The 15,909-nt window shown below is 44.8% G+C and carries 16 protein-coding genes; 8 read left to right on the forward strand and 8 right to left on the reverse strand.

What is annotated here, in order from left to right; translation table 11 throughout:
* Nucleotides 1-12: 12 nt before the first annotated feature.
* Together BK820_RS09450 and BK820_RS09455 are read left to right on the forward strand one after the other, a co-directional pair.
* Nucleotides 13-393, forward strand: a complete 381-nt coding sequence (locus tag BK820_RS09450; RefSeq protein ID WP_071320760.1) for a hypothetical protein — start codon at nucleotides 13-15, stop codon at nucleotides 391-393.
* A gap of 150 nt (nucleotides 394-543) precedes the next feature.
* Nucleotides 544-954, forward strand: coding sequence for a hypothetical protein (locus BK820_RS09455; protein WP_008303312.1), 411 nt, complete (start codon nucleotides 544-546; stop codon nucleotides 952-954).
* Between the two features lie 64 nt (nucleotides 955-1,018).
* On the opposite strand, the gene leuB is transcribed toward BK820_RS09455, so the two are convergent.
* The 4 genes from leuB to leuC form a co-directional block, all read right to left on the reverse strand.
* Nucleotides 1,019-2,098 (reverse strand): 3-isopropylmalate dehydrogenase, encoded by a 1,080-nt coding sequence (gene leuB / locus BK820_RS09460; RefSeq protein ID WP_071320761.1) that lies wholly within the window; start codon nucleotides 2,096-2,098, stop codon nucleotides 1,019-1,021.
* Between the two features lie 40 nt (nucleotides 2,099-2,138).
* Complete coding sequence (locus tag BK820_RS09465; RefSeq protein ID WP_004890345.1) at nucleotides 2,139-2,702, reverse strand: hypothetical protein; 564 nt, start codon at nucleotides 2,700-2,702, stop codon at nucleotides 2,139-2,141.
* An 86-nt stretch (nucleotides 2,703-2,788) separates the two neighbouring features.
* Nucleotides 2,789-3,439, reverse strand: coding sequence for a 3-isopropylmalate dehydratase small subunit (leuD, locus tag BK820_RS09470; protein WP_071320762.1), 651 nt, complete (start codon nucleotides 3,437-3,439; stop codon nucleotides 2,789-2,791).
* A gap of 21 nt (nucleotides 3,440-3,460) precedes the next feature.
* Nucleotides 3,461-4,894 (reverse strand): 3-isopropylmalate dehydratase large subunit, encoded by a 1,434-nt coding sequence (leuC, locus tag BK820_RS09475; RefSeq protein ID WP_004813331.1) that lies wholly within the window; start codon nucleotides 4,892-4,894, stop codon nucleotides 3,461-3,463.
* A gap of 266 nt (nucleotides 4,895-5,160) precedes the next feature.
* On the opposite strand from leuC, the gene BK820_RS09480 reads away from it, so the two are divergent.
* The 3 genes from BK820_RS09480 to ovoA all read left to right on the forward strand — a co-directional run bounded on the left by BK820_RS09480 (nucleotide 5,161) and on the right by ovoA (nucleotide 8,867).
* Complete coding sequence (locus tag BK820_RS09480; RefSeq protein WP_071320763.1) at nucleotides 5,161-5,400, forward strand: DUF2061 domain-containing protein; 240 nt, start codon at nucleotides 5,161-5,163, stop codon at nucleotides 5,398-5,400.
* Between the two features lie 242 nt (nucleotides 5,401-5,642).
* The gene (locus BK820_RS09485; protein ID WP_004813333.1) at nucleotides 5,643-6,512 is read left to right on the forward strand and encodes a LysR family transcriptional regulator; all 870 of its coding nucleotides are present in this window, start codon (nucleotides 5,643-5,645) and stop codon (nucleotides 6,510-6,512) included.
* Nucleotides 6,513-6,671: 159 nt separating this feature from the next.
* The gene (ovoA, locus tag BK820_RS09490; RefSeq protein WP_071320764.1) at nucleotides 6,672-8,867 is read left to right on the forward strand and encodes a 5-histidylcysteine sulfoxide synthase; all 2,196 of its coding nucleotides are present in this window, start codon (nucleotides 6,672-6,674) and stop codon (nucleotides 8,865-8,867) included.
* A gap of 58 nt (nucleotides 8,868-8,925) precedes the next feature.
* Here ovoA and BK820_RS09495 read toward each other — a convergent pair whose 3' ends face one another.
* Both BK820_RS09495 and BK820_RS09500 read right to left on the reverse strand, forming a co-directional pair.
* Nucleotides 8,926-9,174 (reverse strand): DUF2789 family protein, encoded by a 249-nt coding sequence (locus tag BK820_RS09495; RefSeq protein ID WP_004813337.1) that lies wholly within the window; start codon nucleotides 9,172-9,174, stop codon nucleotides 8,926-8,928.
* A 160-nt stretch (nucleotides 9,175-9,334) separates the two neighbouring features.
* On the reverse strand, nucleotides 9,335-9,985 hold the full coding sequence (locus BK820_RS09500; protein WP_004813338.1) for an HAD family hydrolase: 651 nt from the start codon (nucleotides 9,983-9,985) through the stop codon (nucleotides 9,335-9,337).
* 180 nt (nucleotides 9,986-10,165) lie between these two features.
* Between BK820_RS09500 and BK820_RS09505 the strand changes: the two genes are divergently transcribed.
* Together BK820_RS09505 and ptsP are read left to right on the forward strand one after the other, a co-directional pair.
* Entirely contained in the window at nucleotides 10,166-10,648 is a 483-nt protein-coding gene (locus tag BK820_RS09505) for an RNA pyrophosphohydrolase (RefSeq protein ID WP_004813339.1), read from the forward strand.
* Between the two features lie 87 nt (nucleotides 10,649-10,735).
* Nucleotides 10,736-13,033 (forward strand): phosphoenolpyruvate--protein phosphotransferase, encoded by a 2,298-nt coding sequence (ptsP, locus tag BK820_RS09510; protein ID WP_004813340.1) that lies wholly within the window; start codon nucleotides 10,736-10,738, stop codon nucleotides 13,031-13,033.
* Here the strand turns inward: ptsP and BK820_RS09515 are convergent.
* Nucleotides 13,030-13,230, reverse strand: coding sequence for a DUF7230 family protein (locus BK820_RS09515; RefSeq protein ID WP_071320765.1), 201 nt, complete (start codon nucleotides 13,228-13,230; stop codon nucleotides 13,030-13,032). The genes ptsP and BK820_RS09515 overlap by 4 nt on opposite strands.
* 146 nt (nucleotides 13,231-13,376) lie before the next feature.
* Nucleotides 13,377-15,038, reverse strand: coding sequence for an acyl-CoA dehydrogenase family protein (locus tag BK820_RS09520; RefSeq protein ID WP_071320766.1), 1,662 nt, complete (start codon nucleotides 15,036-15,038; stop codon nucleotides 13,377-13,379).
* Nucleotides 15,039-15,118: 80 nt separating this feature from the next.
* On the opposite strand from BK820_RS09520, the gene BK820_RS09525 reads away from it, so the two are divergent.
* A complete protein-coding gene (locus tag BK820_RS09525) occupies nucleotides 15,119-15,784 on the forward strand; it encodes a TetR/AcrR family transcriptional regulator (protein ID WP_071320767.1) in 666 nt (221 codons plus the stop codon).
* Nucleotides 15,785-15,909 lie beyond the last annotated feature (125 nt).

The following is a 15,909-nucleotide window of genomic DNA, read 5'->3' on the forward strand; positions in this document are numbered from 1 at the left end:
TTTATAAAAACAATGAATATGAAATATTTGACTCTGCTTTCCAGCTTGTCTTTTGTTGCATGTGCTACAGGCAGCAATCAGCATCTGCATCATTCTCTACAGCCCTATATCGGTCAAACTGCCGCACAGGTTCGCAGCCAACTTGATCTTCGTGCAATGGGATTTAAAACCTCCCAGCACCCCATTCAGACAGCAGACTTTCTCAGTTATACTATTTTCCGGGATGTGAATATTCCGATGGGTACACCTAATATTAGTCAAAGTATCTCCCCTGGTGCACCAATTCCAATGCCTTCGAATGGAGGTTATAACATTAAGATGAAATGCCAAATCTGGTTTGACTTGAAAGATGAAATTGTTCAGGACATTCGTTATACCGGTAAAGCTTGCTAAACTATGTCCAGTGAAGTTTAAAACCTGTATGGGATTTAATGAGAGGTCCAATTTATCAGGATACTTCTCTCTACCGTGTGTCAAATTACAACAATAAGCTCGTTTTCTACTCGCTACAATAACCGCAATGGCTTTTGTAGGAGTCAGAATATGTTATCTGCATTTCGCCAAATAAAACTCGTATTACCAGGCATGCTTCTGCTGTTGTCTGCATGTACGCATACGCCTACCCTGTCTCAAGCCGAACGTGACGCTTATTTACAGCAGTATATTGGACAGTCTAGCCAAACCATTTATGCCAATCTGGATTTAAGCAAACTCGGCTACCAACAGGTAAATGAACCCGTACTTTCAGCCGGGCAACTGGTCTATATCGTGCAGCGTCCCGTTGCACTTCCACTCTCTGTTGCTCAGCATCCGGTTGCCGGTACTGGAACAGTACCCATTCCGGTGACACATAGTCCATCGCGTGGCTATGACGTAAACCTGCAATGTAAAATTGTTTTTGAACTCAAGGACAATATTGCACAAGCAGTGAAATATACCGGCCGAACCTGTTAATTCAGCAGACACAAAAAAACGCAGCCTGAGCTGCGTTTTTTATTGATCAGTTCTGGAGTGAAATTTAGTTCAATGCAGCAACTACTGCCTGGCCCATTTCCACTGTACCGACTTTGCTCATGCCTTCGGACATAATATCCGCAGTACGTAAACCTTGATCCAATACATGACCTACTGCATCTTCAATTGCTTTTGCAGCCGCTTCTTCACGGAAGGTGTAACGCAGCATCATTGCAACAGACAGAATGGTTGCCAATGGATTTGCCAGGTTTTGACCTGCGATGTCTGGTGCAGAACCATGACATGGTTCATACATGCCTTTGCCATTCTCATCTAGAGAAGCAGATGGCAACATACCAATTGAACCCGTTAACATTGCTGCTTCGTCAGACAAAATGTCACCGAACAGGTTAGAAGTGACAATTACGTCAAACTGTTTAGGCGCACGTACCAACTGCATTGCAGCATTGTCGACATACATATGCGACAGGTTGATGTCTGGATATTGCTCTTCTTTCAATTCAGTAACGGTTTGTTTCCAAAGCTCAGTCACTTCAAGCACGTTTGCTTTATCGACTGAACATACTTTACCGCCACGCAGACCGGCAAGTTCAAATGCAACTTTGGCAATACGCTTGATTTCAGACTCTGAATACACATCAGTGTTAAAACCTTGTTTTTCACCATTTTCCAGTTCACGGATACCACGTGGTTGACCGAAGTAGATACCACCTGTCAATTCACGTACGATCAGGATATCTAGACCAGCTACAATTTCAGGTTTCAGGCTAGACGCATCAGCAAGTTGCGGATAGAGAATCGCCGGACGCAGGTTCGCGAACAGGTTCAGTTCACTACGCAATTTTAACAGACCACGTTCAGGACGAATTGAGCGTTCAATCGTATCCCATTTAGGACCACCCACAGCGCCAAGCAGAATTGCATCAGCTTTTTTTGCCTGCTCAGACGTCACATCTGGATAAGGTGCACCATGTGCATCAATCGCAGCACCACCCAACAGGCCATGTTCCCAGCTTAGATCTAAATTAAATTTTTCATTTACGCGAGTCAGCACTTGCTCTGCTGCTTTCACAATTTCAGGACCGATGCCGTCACCAGCTAAAATCAAAATTTGTTTAGACATGAGATATTCCATTTATAAAGTCAGCATTTCGCTGACTGGGTTAAATTTTCTGTTCTACAAACTCGGCAATGCCAGTTTCAACATTGTATGGCTTGCAGAAGCGTCGAATTATTTTGGTGTTTTGCAACAGATCTACACACAGTGGATCCGGTGCAGAGGCCTGCAATAAGCTGGTGTTTCGAGTCGAGCGCTGGCGATACATCTTAAAGGTGTACTTATGCTTGGCCTGAAAGTTCTGGAATACATGTAGAACTTCGGCCTTATCCGGACTAATCGGATAAAAGCGTACCACCAGTTCATGCTGCCCCGCGGGTACCGACAGGTAAACCGGATTAGGCTCTTTCAGGCTTTTTGCTTGTAAACGCACAAGCTTGAGCTTGAGCGCTTCACTCTCCACATGTCGTTTTTCAGCATTGATGATCTTGATATCATCCATACGTTCAAAATTACAATCGTGGGTACCTGAACAATAAATCAGGGCATCTGAACTATTTACAGCCGAATCTGTCAATTTCTTCAACTGTATCGTATCGATGGTCTGACATGCTGTCATTAACATCGAAACCGTACCCAATGCAAATAACTGTTTCCAATAGCTGGCCATGCTGAATGTCTAACCCAAACGAAATTTCCATGATTTCACGATATTAGCAAGGGTTAGACTTTCCCGCTATGATAATTTAACTAGATTTAGCCACTAATTTCTGCAAATACCCAAGGGCGAGATTTTTTGGTTTTTTCTTCATAAGCGCGAATCGCATCGGCATCCTGCAAAGTTAAACCGATGTCATCCAAACCGTTTAAAAGACAATGCTTGCGGAATGGATCAACTTCAAACTTGAAACTTTCACCTGACGGGGTACGCACTTCTTGCGCTGCAAGATCAATTGTTAATTGATAACCTTCAGTCGCAGCGCATTCTCTAAATAACTGATCAACAATTTCTTCAGACAGGATTACTGGCAACATGCCGTTTTTAAAGCTGTTATTGAAGAAAATATCCGCATAGCTTGGTGCAATCACGGTACGGAAACCGTATTCATTCAATGCCCATGGCGCATGCTCTCGGCTTGAACCACAACCGAAGTTTGAACGTGAAATTAAAATTGATGCACCTTGGTAACGTGGTTTGTTTAACTCAAAATCAGGGTTTAAGGGACGTTTTGAATTATCCTGACCTAAATAACCTTCATCCAGGTAACGCAATTCATCAAATAAATTTTCACCAAAACCGGTACGTTTGATCGATTTTAAAAACTGTTTTGGAATAATTAAGTCGGTATCTACATTGGCACGGTCTAATGGTGCAACGATACCTTGTTCAACGGTATAAGCTTTCATGTCTTTGCTCCTATTAGCCGATTAGAATGAACGTACATCAACAAAGTGACCGGCAATTGCTGCTGCTGCTGCCATTGCTGGGCTCACCAAATGGGTACGACCGCCATTGCCCTGACGACCTTCGAAGTTACGGTTCGAGGTAGATGCACAATGCTCGCCCGGCTGTAACTTATCAGCGTTCATGGCCAAACACATTGAACAACCCGGCTCACGCCATTCAAAGCCTGCTTCAATCAGGATTTTATCTAAACCTTCAGCTTCAGCTTGTGCTTTGACCAAACCAGAACCTGGAACGACCATCGCCTGTTTAATGCTCGGTGCAACCTTTTTACCTTTCGCCACTTCAGCCGCAGCACGAATATCTTCAATACGTGAATTGGTACAAGAGCCGATAAATACACGATCTAACCGGATATCAGACAAGGCCTGACCAGCAGTTAAACCCATGTATTGATAAGCACGTGTCCAGTCATTGCGTTGTACGTCATCTTTGGCTTGTTCCAACGTTGGAACTGCTTGAGAGACTGGAATCACCATTTCAGGAGAAGTACCCCAAGATACCTGTGGCTCAATCTCTTCACCTTGTAATACCACAACGGTATCAAAGTGTGCGCCTTCATCAGAATGCAAGGTATTCCAGTAAGCAACTGCTTGATCCCACTGCTCACCTTTCGGTGCATATGGACGGTTCTTCACATATTCAATGGTTTTATCATCGACTGCGACCATACCAACACGGGCACCGCCTTCGATCGCCATATTACATACAGTCATACGGCCTTCGATCGACATGTCGCGGAAGACCTGACCGCCAAATTCGATGGCATGGCCTGTACCGCCCGCAGTCCCGATTTTGCCAATAATGGCTAAAACCACGTCTTTTGGAGTTACGCCTTGACCCAATTTGCCGTCAACGCGCACCAACATGTTTTTCATTTTCTTTTGAACCAGGCATTGGGTTGCCAATACATGTTCAACTTCAGAAGTTCCGATACCATGTGCCAAACAGCCGAAAGCACCATGCGTTGCAGTATGTGAGTCACCACATACCACCGTCATGCCTGGCAAGGTCAAACCCTGTTCTGGACCCACAACATGTGCAATACCTTGGCGAACATCATTAATGTCAAACTGCACCACATTAAAGGTTTTACAGTTGTCATCTAAGGTTTGTACCTGGATACGTGAAGTTTCATCTTCAATCCCAGAAATACCTTCTGAACGTTCTTTGGTAGAAGTCGGTACGTTATGGTCTGGCGTCGCCACGTTCGCGCTTAAACGCCATGGTTTACGACCCGCCAGTTGTAAGCCTTCGAATGCCTGCGGAGAAGTTACTTCATGCAATAAATGACGGTCGATATAAAGTAAAGCTGAACCATCGTCACGCTGTTTTACTAAATGGTCATCCCATAACTTATCGTATAATGTTTTTGCTGTTTGGGTCTCGCCTGCCATGTCGATGTACTCCACTGGACTGGGTAAATTCTATCTCTAATTTTGATTATATCGCTGCGGTCACATAAATCTAATTTATCATTTTTATTAGTTAATAAACTTTTTGGAATATTTAAAATTGGATTTTAAACAGACCGATATTGATTTTTATTTAATCTAATTTTCCGATCATTTTATGCAAAATATACGTTTTTACAAATTAAATGAGAATTATTATTATTTATTCATACAGAAAACATTGAATTTACTTTTTGAGGAATATCGACATGGCACACGTTCAAAAATTTGTTGTAGATAATCAGCGTATGTTCAAGAAAACCTTGAGCTATTACGTCATGCACATCACGGTAGCCATGTTAGTCGGTTATTTTGTGACGGGTAGTTTAGCCATGGCAATTGCATTAAGTTTATTAGAACCGACTGTTCAGGCTGTTGTTTTCTTCTTCCACGAAAAAGCCTGGGAGGCTAAATCTGAACAGAGCAATAATGAGGAAATCACAGCCTAAATTCTTTTCTGTCCTTATTCCTCGTTTTGCCACCGCTTACCCTCGGTGGCTTTTTTTATTGATGCATATCCGATTTTTATAAAATATTTTTCTGGGTTCAAGCCGCTATTTCCAGCTATTTATTGTATAAGCGATCAATGAATGTCGGATTTTATAGCAATAGATACAACTTTTCCTTTGATTTATTCTCAAAATATTACAACAATAGAGATACGCATAAAAAATCTTTATAGGTGATTAAGATGAATCTCGCAGCCTTTGAAGCCTTTGTAAAAGTCATGGAAACTGGATCAATTTCTCTGGCGGCAGATCAGCTTTTTATTACTCAACCCGCCGTGACCAAACGGATTCATAGTCTGGAAGAGTATTTTGGAGTCAAGCTGTTTGAATCAGCTGGTCGTGGTGTACAAGCAACCCATGCCGCGCATTCGCTGTTACCGAAAGTGAAAAACTGGCTGAATGAACTGGGCGATATTCACCATACCCTCAGCCATGAACAAGGCCAGATTCAGGGCAAACTGAAAATTGGTACCAGTCATCATATTGGTCTGCATCACCTTCCAGCACATTTGCGTCAGTATGTACTGCAATATCCGGATGTGACCCTGGATGTGCACTTTGTTGATTCTGAACAGGCGCATGAACAGGTGATTGCCGGTGACTTGGAACTGGCTTTCCTGACTTTACCTCCACATGGCGATGAACGGCTGAACTATGTGACTATCTGGAACGATCCATTGGTGTTTGTAGTTGCTCCATTTCATCCATTGGCCCAGCAGAAGAATCTGTCACTGGAAGATCTGGTGCATTACCCGAGCCTATTACCGTCTGCACAAACCTATACCACGCAAATTACCATGGCAGAGTTTGAGAAACGTGGCGTCAAACCAAAAATCACCATGAGTAATAATCCACTCGAATCGATCCGCATGCTGGTTTCCATTGGTCTGGGCTGGTCAGTACTACCACAAACTCTTGTAAATCATGACTTGCAACAGCTGGATATTCCTCTGGAAATGAACCGCCAGCTCGGCATGGTCTGGCATCCGGGACGTACCCAGTCCAAAGCCGCACAGGCCCTGGTTGAGTTAATGCAACAACCTAAACTCTAAGTCACTTCATTTTAAAATAAGAGGCTGCGATGGATTCAATTCGCAGCATTTTGTTACCTAAATGAGCAACAACTGCATCCTGCTTTGCATTAAGTTTAAGATATTCCCTGCGCGGACTTACCAGTGGAATATCTTAAAATTCTTAATGGAGTCTGATGGATGCAGCCCGATTCAACCTTATTTAAATCTAACCAGCCAAATAGTAAGTCACCTACATATTTAGCAGACGACAGCCCTTGGCAACAGGGCAAAATTCGCCTGCTTCCAACACCTAATTTAAACTTTGAAGACATTTCCACAGCGCGCCATGTGATTCGTGAATATTTCCTGAATACCTTTGACACCTACGAATCCCTGTTTGACTGTCTGCGCAATGAAGAAGCATTTTATGTCAAACCGATTAGCCTGCGTCATCCGCTGATTTTCTATTTCGGTCATACCGCTACTTTTTTTGTCAATAAACTGCTGCTCAGCAAACTGATTCCTCAACAGCTGAACCCATATATGGAAAGTATCTTTGCCATCGGTGTAGATGAGATGAGCTGGGACGATCTGGATGAACAGAATTATGACTGGCCTGAAGTCAGTGAAGTAAAAGCGTATCGGCACCGGGTACGAGCCCTGGTACTGAAGATCATAGAAAATGCACCTCTAGAACTCCCTCTCAACTGGCAGAGTCCATGGTGGTCGATCCTGATGGGCATTGAACATGAACGGATCCATCTGGAAACTTCGTCAGTATTGATTCGACAACACCAACTGCAATATGTGCAAAATCATCCACTATGGCATGCCCGAATCCTGACTGGCCCTGCACCAGAAAATCAGCTTCTTCCTGTTCCTGCGGGAACGGTTCGACTGAATAAAAATTTCACTGATCCATATTATGGCTGGGACAATGAATACGGTCTGCATGAAGCTGAAATCAACGAGTTTCAGGCATCACAATTTCTGGTGTCCAATCAGGAATTTTTCAACTTTGTCGAAGCTGATGGTTATCAGCAGTCAGAATACTGGAGTGAAGAAGGTAAAGCCTGGCTGGAATTTATTGAAGCGCAACATCCAAGCTTCTGGACTAAAAAAGAGGATGGCTGGCATTTACGTATCATGCTGGAAGAAATTCCAATGCCGTGGGATTGGCCAGTCGAGGTGAATTACCACGAAGCTAAAGCCTTTTGTAACTGGAAATCACTACAAACCGGTGAATCAATCCGTTTGCCGAACGAAGATGAATGGTATCGGCTGTATGACCATGTCGGCCTGGATCCTAAACGACCGCTGCCTTTAGAAGCCAATATTGCCTTGCAACATGCACCTAATCCTTGTCCGGTATATCAGTTCCAGCAAGGCGAGTTTTATGATGTACAAGGCAATGTCTGGCAATGGACTGAAACTGCAATCTATCCCTTTGAAGGTTTTCAGGTCCATCCAATTTATGATGACTTTAGTACCCCAACCTTCGATGATCGGCATAATCTGATTAAAGGCGGTTCCTGGATTTCGGGGGGTAATGAAGCTTTGCATAGTTCCCGCTATGCCTTTAGACGACACTTTTTCCAGCATGCGGGTTTTCGCTATGTGGCTGGATCAGATGAACCAGTTTCACCTTATCATTCACATTATCAGACAGATGAACTGATTTCGCAGTATCTGGAATTTCAGTATGGTCAGGAGTATTTGGGCGTTCCGAATTTTGCCAGGTCTCTCATTATCCTCGCCGAGCCTTATTTTGTAAAAACTGCCAGAAAAAAAGCACTTGATCTTGGCTGTGCCACAGGACGCGCCAGCTTTGAACTGGCGCAGCATTTTGAACAGGTAACAGGTCTAGATTTCTCGGCACGTTTTATTCAGCAAGGTATAGCCTTAGCGCAAGGTGCAACTTTAGGTTATACCATTCCGGTTGAAGGTGAACTGGTCGAATATAAATCCTGTTCACTGCAAGAGACTGGACTTGATCAGGTTGCTCATAAGGTCGAGTTTTATCAGGCGGATGCCTGCAATCTAAAACCACAATTTAAGGAATACGATTTCATTCTGGCAGCCAATCTGATTGACCGGCTGCACCACCCTAAAGCCTTTCTGCACGAAATTCATCAGCGACTGAATATTGGCGGTATTCTGATGCTGGCTTCACCTTATACCTGGCTGGACGAACATACCGCGCGTAGTGAATGGCTGGGCGGTTTTAAGCGGGCTGGAGAAAATTGTACGACCTTAGATGGAATACAGGAATTATTGAGTCCACATTTTGAAATGCTGGCTGAACCTATAGATGTTCCCTTTGTGATCCGTGAAACAGCGCGTAAATATCAACATACCCTGTCACAGGTCACTTTATGGAAACGCATACGTTAAGATGCCAAAATCAAATAAAAAGCCAGTCATCAGACTGGCTTTTGGTTTTAAGATACATTCAGATTTCGATGGTCGCATCCTCATGCAGGGATTCATTCAGTTGGTCTACCACGATGGCCCATTCACCATCAGACGCAATCTTTTCAGCGAGAAACTGGCGCTGTGCCTCAGACCAGTAGGGTGCATCCAGCAGATTAAAATCCTTATGCAGCTGATGATCGTTAATGAAGGTTGCAATTCCTTCCTCACTGGCATCCAGGCCCAACTGTTCAAATAGGTGCGTCATGCGTGGTCTTACTTTATTCATTTCAACTACCTCTGAGTTTCCCTTATTCTCATTATGCAAATTAAGCTTAGCATGAGCTGCAGTGAGCTAGTGTGACAATAGTTTATTTTTCACCTTGAATCTGTGCACATAAAAAAGCACAACCTGAGTTGTGCTTCACAGATTTGCTCGCTTCAGATGATTAAATCGACCAGTCCTGAATTTCCCAGCCCTGCTCTTTCGCCAGTGCTTCTAAACGATCATCCGGATTGACTGCAATGGCATGATCAGCATGTTCCAGCAAGAAACGGTCATTGATTGAATCCGAATAGGCCCAGGACTCGGTCACATCACGGCCTTCCAGCCACTGTTCCAGGCGGATCAGTTTGCCTTTCTGGTAACAGGCAGTATTGATCACTTTACCAGTATATTTACCATCAACAATTTCAGCATTTGTCGCGATAATTTCAGTAATGCCAAATTCACGGAAAATTGGCGCAGTAATAAAGTCAGAAGTTGCGGTAATACCGACCAATTCATGTCCTGCTTCACGGTGACGTTCAATTGCCTTAAAACCTTCTGGACGCATTTGCGGACGAATGACTTTTTGCATGAATAGTTGATGTAGTTCAATCAGATAATCATTGTCATGTTTGGTTAAAAATTCAAAGACAAATTCATTATAGGCATAGGGATCCAGCTGACCTTTTTTATAATCTTCATAGAACTTGTCATTCATGGCACGGTGATGAACAGGGTCAACCAAGCCCTCGTTGACCAAGAATTCTCCCCAAGAATGATCCGAATCTGTATTTAACAAGGTGTGATCGAGATCAAATAGCGCCAATTTCATGAAAATACTCGTAAAAACTGAAATTTAAGAAAAAAATTGTAAATCTATCTCCGCTAGTCGATAGAAATTCGTTAAGATCATAGCAATTTTAACATTTTTAAACTTTGCTTTTTTCGTGCTGGATACAGAAATAAAAATCCCCGAGGGCAAAGGCATAAATTACACAATATTAGGTGCCAAATGATCGACTCTGAAGGTTTCCGACCGAATGTCGGGATCATTTTGGCAAACGATGCTGGACAGGTTTTATGGGCGAAGCGCATTGGACACAATGCATGGCAATTTCCACAAGGAGGTATCCAATATGGAGAAACCCCTGAGCAGGCACTCTACCGTGAGCTGAGAGAAGAAGTCGGCTTACTGCCCGAACATGTCCAAATTATAGCGCAAACCAAAGGCTGGCTGCGTTATCGTTTGCCGCACCGGTACATTCGTACGGATTCAGATCCGGTGTGTATCGGACAGAAACAAAAGTGGTTTTTACTCAAACTGACGGCGTCAGTACAGAACATTCAGCTTGATCTGTCTGACCCGCCCGAATTTGATCAATGGCAGTGGGTCAGTTACTGGTACCCGCTCGGTCAGGTCGTGAATTTTAAACGTGACGTATACCGCAAGGCCATGGTAGAACTGTGTCAGCAACTTCCCAAGGAAAAACCTTAAAAACTGCACAAATATGCAGATTTTTTAGGCAGTTATTGTTATAAATAAAGAATATACCGGACCCTAAATTACGAAGGAGCAGCGCGAATGTCGAATATGCAACTGGAGACCCTGAGACGTATTGTTCAAGAGATCAATGCGTCAGCCAGTTTGCACGAATCACTCGACATTATGGTTAATCAGGTAGCCCAGGCGATGCAGGTCGACGTCTGCTCCATTTATCTGCTGGATGAGCGCAACCAGCGCTATCTACTGATGGCATCTAAGGGCCTAAAACCTGAAGCGGTGGGCCATGTGTCGCTGCAAACTGGTGAAGGTCTGGTGGGGCTGGTCGGACAGCGCGAGGAAATCGTCAACCTCGACAATGCTCCGAAACATGAGCGTTTCTTGTATTTACCTGAAACCGGGGAAGAAATTTATAACTCTTTCCTTGGCGTTCCGGTCATGTACCGTCGTAAGGTCATGGGCGTTCTTGTGGTTCAGAATAAAGAACCTCAGGATTTCTCAGAAGCTGCTGAATCCTTCTTAGTGACGCTCTGTGCTCAGCTCTCTGGTGTAATTGCCCATGCCCATGCAGTCGGCAATATTGATGTGTTCCGCAAGCCCAGCAATCTGCCTGCTTATAAAACCTTCCAGGGTGTATCAGGCTCAGGTGGTATTGCTCTAGGTCGTGCCGTGATCCTCTATCCGCCAGCAGATCTGGGAGCAGTTCCGGATCGTGAAGCGGATGACATCAGCGAAGAACTTGCCCTGCTCGACAACGCGCTAAATTCCGTACGTGAGGAAATCCAGTCTCTCGATGACAAGATGCAGGATGCTCTCATGGCTGAGGAACGTGCACTGTTCAGTGTGTTCCTGCGTATGCTGGACGAAAATGCCCTGCCAGCTGAAATCAAGGAACTGATCCGTGAAGGTCACTGGGCGCAAGGAGCGGTACGAATTGTCATTGAAAACCATGTGGCGCAGTTTGCTCAGATGGAAGATGACTATTTACGTGAACGTGTTGCTGACCTGAAAGATTTAGGCCGCCGGATTCTGGCTAAATTACAGGAAGCTGATGAAAGCCATCGTGAACTGACCGATGAAAGCATCCTGATTGGCGAGGAAATCTCGACCGCAGCGCTGGTAGAATTACCTGTTGATAAAATTGCAGCGATTGTCACCACTGAAGGTGCAATGAATTCACATATGGTGATTGTCGCGCGTGCACTCGGTATTCCGACCGTAGTGGGTGTGACCGAATTACCTATCAATACCCTTGATGATGTCGAAATGATTGTTGATGCGCATCAGGGTCGGGTATTTATCAATCCGCCACGTCGTCTGCGTACCCGTTATAAAGAAATTCAGAAAGAAGAAGAACAGCTCGCCAAAGATCTGCGTCAGTATGAAACCAAGGATGCGATTACCCCAGATGGTGTGGCTGTGCGCCTGTTTGTGAATACAGGCTTGATGATTGATGTGGTACGCGGTGTACAGCGCGGTGCCAAAGGTGTCGGTTTATACCGTTCTGAAATTCCCTTTATGCTGCGCGACCGCTTCCCGGGTGAAGAAGAACAGCGTGCCATTTACCGCCAGCAACTTACTCATTTCGCCAATAAACCCGTGGTGATGCGTACCCTCGATATTGGGGCAGATAAAGACCTGCCATACTTCTCGATTGAAGAAGAAAATTCGGCATTGGGCTGGCGCGGGATTCGTTTTACCCTCGATCATCCAGAAATTTTCTCTTCGCAAATTCGTGCGATGTTAAAAGCCAGTATTGGACTGAATAATCTACATATCCTGCTACCAATGATCACCAGTGTCAGCGAAGTAGAAGAAGCACTATATTTGCTGGAGCGTGACTGGGTTGCAGTCCAGGAAGAAGAACAGGTCAAGATCACCAAGCCTAAAATTGGTATCATGCTAGAAGTGCCGAGTGTCCTGTATCAGATTGATGAATTTTCTGAATTTGTCGACTTCTTCTCGGTCGGCTCTAATGACTTGACCCAATATTTACTGGCAGTGGATCGCAATAACCCGCGTGTCGCCAACGTTTATTCGCATTTGCACCCTGCCGTTTTACGTGCCCTGACCCGTTTGGTACAGGATTGTCATCGTAATGAAAAACCGATCAGTATATGCGGGGAAATGGCAGGTGATCCGATTTCGGCTGTGCTGCTGATGGCCATGGGCTTTAATACCCTGTCAATGAGTTCAAGTAATATTCTGCGGGTGCGTAAGACGATTTGTCATGTCCCTATGCCGGATGCTCAGGACTTATTGGAACATGTGCTAAAACTGGATAATCCGCTGGTCGTAAAAAGCTGGATGGAACATTATTTCCGTACGCATGGTCTGGGAGATATGGTGAAAGGCGCGACCCGAATCGTAGGGGCTTAGGCTGCTGAATTTAGCAAAACTGCCATAAATAAAAAAGGGAGATAGTCATTTGAATATCTCCCTTTTTTGTGCTTGCTATAGCCACGTTTTGCATTTTTTTTGCGGTCTGTAAACACCTGGCTTTTGTTGACCTCATGCATGTGTTTGGCCACAAAGTTATGTATTACTGCTTCTGGCAGCTGCTTTTTCTTTGCCATCTTTTCACCTGTTTTTTGACATAGCATCTGAATTGACACTGTGCATATATTGCGCTCTATTCAGTATATTTCAAGTGGTTTTCAATATTTTTAGGATTTGAGAATAACTTTTAACAAGAAGCTATTCTCTCCTCCTTTTTAATATTTTATGAAGATGAGTCTTGAGCTAAAGCTCGTTCCAAAATCCTCTCTACATCTCCTTGTTTGGCACTCATCATACCTACTACTCGCCCATGAAACTCACTGTATCGGGTCTGAATAAATGCATTAAAAATAAATTCAGGTGCATGACGCTTCAGTAATACAGCTTGAGCTAAAAGAGTTAAACGGCTGACCAGACTGCGTCCCATAAATTGCAGTTCATCTGCAGGCTGCTGGAACAGTTTAAACAGCGTTTGAAGTTCCTGTTTCAGTCTTTCATCCTGCATTGCAGTAGCAGCCAGATCCTGAAACAGTATGTCAATCGATTCCGGTTCACGACCAATGGCACGCAGTACATCCAGACACATGACATTGCCTGAGCCTTCCCAAATGGTATTCACTGGCGCTTCTTTGAAAATTCGTGCCATGATGCCATTATCGACATAGCCATTACCACCAAAGATTTCCATGGTTTCACCGGTCAATTCTACGGCACGTTTGCAGATCCAGAACTTGGAAGCCGGGGTCATAATCCGCTTCCAGGCCAGTGACAAGGCATCATCATTTTCATAACAGGAAGCCAGATAGAAACTCAACTGCATTGCCGCTTCTGTTTCCAGCGCCAGATCAACCAGTACTGCCTGCATTAAGGGCTGTGCTGCCAGATGCTTGCCAAAAGCCTTACGCTGTCGGGTATAGGCCAGACATTGCACCAGCGCCTGACGTAACATCGCAGTACTGCCAACCGAGCAGGTCAGACGGGTATAATTCGCCATTTCAATAATGGTGGGGATACCCCGTCCTGCTTCACCGATCATGATGCCCCAAGCTTCCTGAAACTCGACTTCCGAGCTGGAATTGCTACGATTCCCAACTTTGTCTTTGAGTCGCTGTACATGAATATTATTCTTGGTTCCATCTTCACGCCAACGTGGAACAAAGAAACAGGCCAGACCATCCTGTTCAGTTTTCGCTACGACCAGATGAGCATCACACATCGGTGCCGAAAAAAACCATTTATGGCCGGTCAGCAGATAAGCCTGTCCTCGACCTGATTCGCCGATGGGCACGGCAAAGGTTTCATTCGCCCGAACGTCGGAACCGCCCTGCTTTTCAGTCATCCCCATACCCAGCCAGATTGATTTTTTTTGGGTAATCGGCAGATCACGTTCATCGTATTCAGTAGATAATAATTTATCGCCGATTTTGGCCCAAAGTTCCGGTTCACGCTGAATTAAGGGAATACTGCCAAGGGTCATCGAAGTCGGGCACAGACTGCCACTTTCTACCTGTCCACTCAGGTAGAACCGTGCTGCCCAGTCGACCCATTTAGATTTTGATTCAGCCTGATTAAAAGGATGTGCATGACTATCAAATTGACGATTAATGCGCATCCATTGATGCCATGCAGGATGAAATTCAATGTAATCACGACGGCGACCCCGGGCATCAAAAGCATGCAGAATAGGCGTATGTCGGTTTGCCAGATCGGCATATTGATAATATTCCGATGAACCGACCACCTGCCCCATTTCATTTAAAATTGTCTGATCCTGACTACCATAGCTCTGCAAAATTTCCTGCAACACGCGGTCACTCGCAAACAGGTTATAATCCTGACGTTCATCAAACTGATTCTGAATAGAATGGGTCATCCATGCCTGCATCGTTCATCGTTCCTGATTGATTATGATGATAGGCTTTCAGTATAAAGAATATTCACCCACAGCATGTTCGGTTTTCAGTCATGACCTCCCCCTCTGTACAGCTGCGGCGCAAGCCTCGCCAGTCCCGGGCCAAACAGACCCAGCAGGCCCTGCTGGACAGTGTTGTTCGGCTTTTGCAGCAGCAGACACCCGCACAACTGACCATCCGTGAGATTACCGAACTGGCCGGCGTCGGTCTGGGCACCTTTTATGAATACTTTGCCCAGAAAGAAGATTTGCTGGCCTGGGTAATCCACCAGCAGATTATCCAGCATGCCGAGGCACTACGCAGTTATACCCAGCCACCACCGCAGTTATCCACAACTGGTGATATTTGCAGCGATATACTGGCTCTACTACACTTTCAGCTTGACCGTATCCGCAGCGAGCAGCGGCTGTGGGCCAGTGTGTTTTTACTGGAACGCAGCCTGTCGAGCGAACAGGCCTATCAAAAGCATTATCAGCTGATGCTGGACAGCTGGCAGCAGATTTTAAGCCGCTATATACCTGAAACCCACGAACGCTTGCGCTGTGCCGAAAACCTGCATCGCATCAGTTATGGCTTTATTTCACAAACCCTGTTAATCCAGCCCACATTTCAGGACTGGCCGCAACTGCAGGCCGATATTGAACTGGCCATCCAGCCGTTTTTAGCCCGGCTCATCTCAACAAAATCCGACCAAAACACTCAGAAATCAAAACTTTAAGCTATCGATTATTCCTTTGAGCACTAATCGTTTTATCCATTTGAAAAACTGCGGTACTCGGTCTACATTAAATGAGAACCAAGCTACATTTTTATGTTTTTTATCCATCGCCATCCTGCCCAGTC

This window comes from Acinetobacter sp. LCT-H3, assembly GCF_001866125.1.
Lineage (GTDB): Bacteria > Pseudomonadota > Gammaproteobacteria > Pseudomonadales > Moraxellaceae > Acinetobacter > Acinetobacter schindleri.

Excerpts from the sequence above, each read along its gene's own strand:
- ptsP (WP_004813340.1), top strand. The coding sequence starts at position 10,736 with ATGTCGAATATGCAACTGGAGACCCTGAGACGTATTGTTCAAGAGATC.
- leuB (WP_071320761.1), bottom strand. The coding sequence starts at position 2,098 with ATGTCTAAACAAATTTTGATTTTAGCTGGTGACGGCATCGGTCCTGAA.
- BK820_RS09455 (WP_008303312.1), top strand. The coding sequence starts at position 544 with ATGTTATCTGCATTTCGCCAAATAAAACTCGTATTACCAGGCATGCTT.
- BK820_RS09485 (WP_004813333.1), top strand. The coding sequence starts at position 5,643 with ATGAATCTCGCAGCCTTTGAAGCCTTTGTAAAAGTCATGGAAACTGGA.
- BK820_RS09525 (WP_071320767.1), top strand. The coding sequence starts at position 15,119 with ATGACCTCCCCCTCTGTACAGCTGCGGCGCAAGCCTCGCCAGTCCCGG.
- BK820_RS09500 (WP_004813338.1), bottom strand. The coding sequence starts at position 9,985 with ATGAAATTGGCGCTATTTGATCTCGATCACACCTTGTTAAATACAGAT.
- BK820_RS09515 (WP_071320765.1), bottom strand. The coding sequence starts at position 13,230 with ATGGCAAAGAAAAAGCAGCTGCCAGAAGCAGTAATACATAACTTTGTG.
- BK820_RS09480 (WP_071320763.1), top strand. The coding sequence starts at position 5,161 with ATGGCACACGTTCAAAAATTTGTTGTAGATAATCAGCGTATGTTCAAG.
- leuD (WP_071320762.1), bottom strand. The coding sequence starts at position 3,439 with ATGAAAGCTTATACCGTTGAACAAGGTATCGTTGCACCATTAGACCGT.
- ovoA (WP_071320764.1), top strand. The coding sequence starts at position 6,672 with ATGCAGCCCGATTCAACCTTATTTAAATCTAACCAGCCAAATAGTAAG.
- BK820_RS09505 (WP_004813339.1), top strand. The coding sequence starts at position 10,166 with ATGATCGACTCTGAAGGTTTCCGACCGAATGTCGGGATCATTTTGGCA.
- BK820_RS09520 (WP_071320766.1), bottom strand. The coding sequence starts at position 15,038 with ATGCAGGCATGGATGACCCATTCTATTCAGAATCAGTTTGATGAACGT.
- BK820_RS09465 (WP_004890345.1), bottom strand. The coding sequence starts at position 2,702 with ATGGCCAGCTATTGGAAACAGTTATTTGCATTGGGTACGGTTTCGATG.
- BK820_RS09450 (WP_071320760.1), top strand. The coding sequence starts at position 13 with ATGAATATGAAATATTTGACTCTGCTTTCCAGCTTGTCTTTTGTTGCA.
- BK820_RS09495 (WP_004813337.1), bottom strand. The coding sequence starts at position 9,174 with ATGAATAAAGTAAGACCACGCATGACGCACCTATTTGAACAGTTGGGC.
- leuC (WP_004813331.1), bottom strand. The coding sequence starts at position 4,894 with ATGGCAGGCGAGACCCAAACAGCAAAAACATTATACGATAAGTTATGG.